Annotated in this window: 2 protein-coding genes; both read left to right on the top strand. The window is 67.2% G+C overall.

The features are described 5' to 3' along the window. The coding region (gene metE / locus VIR09_RS04865; protein ID WP_332011852.1) for a 5-methyltetrahydropteroyltriglutamate--homocysteine S-methyltransferase at positions 1 to 1,075 on the top strand (1,075 nt) is incomplete at its 5' end. A gap of 228 nt (positions 1,076 to 1,303) precedes the next feature. Then, on the top strand, positions 1,304 to 3,089 hold a 1,786-nt coding region (locus VIR09_RS04860; protein ID WP_332011851.1), incomplete at its 3' end, for a non-ribosomal peptide synthetase.

The raw sequence follows: 3,089 nt of genomic DNA, 5'->3' as shown, positions 1-3,089 counted from the left end.
GGCCGGCGCCGCCGGTGTGTCGCGCGACCGCGCGCCGTTCGCCGGCCGCATTGCCCGCCAGCAGGAACAACTGGGCCTGCCCGCCTATCCCACCACGACTATCGGTTCCTTCCCGCAGACCGCCGAGATCCGCGCCCTGCGTCGCGACTGGAAGTCGGGCGCGCTGACTGACTCGGGCTACGAGACCGCCATCCGCAAGGAAATCGAGGAAGTCATCCGTTTCCAGGAGAAGGTCGGCCTGGACGTGCTGGTGCACGGCGAGCCCGAGCGCAACGACATGGTGGAATACTTCGGCGAGCTGCTGGCCGGCTTTGCCTTCACCAAGAACGGCTGGGTCCAGAGCTACGGCTCGCGTTGCGTCAAGCCGCCGATCATCTTCGGCGATGTCGCCCGCCCCGCGCCGATGACGGTGGGTTGGTCTTCCTACGCGCAGTCGCTGACCGAAAAACCGGTCAAGGGGATGCTGACCGGCCCGGTCACCATCCTGCAGTGGTCGTTCGTGCGCGACGACCAGCCGCGCGAGCAGACCTGCCGCCAGCTGGCGCTGGCGCTGCGCGACGAAGTGGTGGACCTGGAAACCGCCGGCATCAACGTCATCCAGATCGACGAGCCTGCCATCCGCGAAGGCCTGCCGCTGCGCCGCGCCGACTGGCAGGCCTACCTGGACTGGGCCGTGGATTGCTTCCGCCTGTCGACCGCCGGCGTGCGCGACGAGACCCAGATCCACACGCATATGTGCTATTCGGAGTTCAACGACATCATCGAATCCATCGCCGCCATGGACGCGGACGTGATCACGATCGAAACGTCGCGCTCCAACATGGATCTGCTCAAGGCCTTCGAGGACTTCCGCTATCCGAACGACATCGGCCCCGGCGTCTACGACATCCATTCGCCGAACGTGCCCGAAGTGGATTGGATGGTCGGCCTGATGGAGAAGGCCGCGGCCCGCCTGCCCAAGGAACGCCTTTGGGTCAATCCTGACTGCGGCCTGAAGACGCGCGCCTGGCCTGAAACCGAAGCCGCGCTGATCGGCATGGTGGAGGCGGCGCGGGCCTTGCGCCAGTCCGCCTGAGCAGGTGTTTTGCAGGAACGCAGCCGGACCTGACGGGTCCGGCGTCAGCCCCGGTTTGCGCGCAGGTCGCGCGGACCGGGGTTTTTCTTTGGGGTAGCGGCGTCCCGTCTGATGGCTGCAAGCCACAACCCGGGCGCGGCGCGGGATCTTTTTTTCAATCTTGCTTGAACGAAATTTCGCGGCATGGGTCAATACGCAAAATCCCATTGCTGGATCCTTGTCGTTCCTATGATTCTCCAAGGCCCCTGTCGGCCGGACCTGCTGCTCGCAGAGACGCTCCCCGACATTCTGGAAGCCACGATCCGCCGGCATCCCGCCGCCGCCGCCATTCATTGGCTGAATCACACTCTCACTTACGACATGCTCGGCCAGCGTGCCGACCTGGCCGCGCATCATCTGATCGCGGCCGGCGTGCGGCCCGGCGATATCGTGGGCCTGTGCCTGCCCCGCGGCGCAGACCTGCTGGTGATGCAGGCGGCCATCGCCAAGGCCGGTGCGGCCTGGCTGCCGTTTGAATCGGACACTCCGTCGGACCGCATGCAGGTCTGCCTGCAGGACGCGGCGGCCAATGGGCTGATCGCGGGCGCCGAGGTCCGGCTGGAAGGCTTGACCACCTGGACCACCTGGGCGCTGTCGGAACCCGTGGACGGCGCCTTGCGCAGACGGGAGGGGCTGCTGCCCGAACATCCTGCCTACGTCATCTACACCTCGGGCTCCACCGGCAAGCCCAAAGGCGTGCCCATCAGCCACGCCAGCATCTGCCATTTCCTGCGCAGCGAAAACGAAGTGCTGGGCGTGCGCCATGAAGACAAGGTCTACCAGGGCTTCTCGGTGGCCTTCGACATGTCGTTCGAAGAAATCTGGATCAGCTATCTCGTCGGCGCGTCCTTGTGGGTCGCGCCCAAGATGCTGACCACGGACCCGGAAGGCTTGCCGGACGCCCTGGTGCGTGAAGGCGTCACCGTGCTGCACGCGGTGCCGACCTTGCTTGCCCTGTTCGCGCGCGACGTGCCTGGACTGCGCATCGTCAATCTGGGCGGCGAGGTCTGTCCGGACTTCCTGGTGCCGCGTTGGGCCACGCCCGGCCGGCGCCTGTTCAACACCTACGGTCCCACCGAGACCACGGTGTCCGCCAGCCTGGCGGAACTGCTGCCCGGCCAGCCCGTGACCATAGGCGTGCCGTTGCCCAACTACGGCATGCTGGTGCGCGGCGAGGACGGCGCGGTGCTGCCGCAGGGGCAGGTGGGCGAGCTGTGCATCACCGGTCCCGGCGTGGCCGGCGGTTATCTGGGCAGGCCCGAACTGACGGCCGAGAAATTCCTGGCCAACCCCTGGCCTTGCGCCGATTACGACACCCGCATGTACCGCAGCGGCGACCTGGCGCGCATCGATGAGCACGGCCAGATTCACTGCCTGGGCCGCAGCGACGACCAGGTCAAGGTGCGCGGCTTTCGCGTCGAACTCGGAGAAATCGAGGCCGCCCTGTACCGTCTGCCGGGCGTGGGCGCAGCGGCCGTGGTGCTGCGCGATCTGGCGGGTATCGAGCAATTGGTTGCCTTCCTCAAGCCCGAGGGCGAGGCGCGTCTGGACCCGCATGCCTTGCGCGGCGCGCTGGGCGCTGACTTGCCCGCCTACATGATTCCGGCCCGTTTCGAGTTGGTGGCCGAGGTTCCCCGCTTGACCTCCGGCAAGATCGACCGCAAGGCGCTGAAGGCGCGCGAGCTGGACGCCGTGTCCGAGCCCAGCGGCGAAGACGATGAACCTGTCACGCCGGGCGAACTCGCCTTGTTCGACGCCTTGCGTCCGCTGTTCCCGGGGCAGCCGCTGCGGCTGGCCAGCGATTTCTTCCGCGACCTGGGCGGCCATTCGCTGCTGGCCGCGCGTCTGGTGTCGGCGTTGCGCAAGCACCCGCATTTTTCCGCGCTGACCATGCACGAGCTGTACCAGCACCCCGTGCTGGGCTCGCTGGCAGCCCGGCTGGACGCGCTGGCCGCGGCCGAAATGGCCGCGCCCG

It is taken from the genome of Achromobacter sp. (assembly GCF_036567245.1).
Lineage (GTDB): Bacteria > Pseudomonadota > Gammaproteobacteria > Burkholderiales > Burkholderiaceae_B > Achromobacter.
Note: the sequence above shows the minus strand (reverse complement) of the source record. Positions and strands in the feature narration are given on the sequence as shown.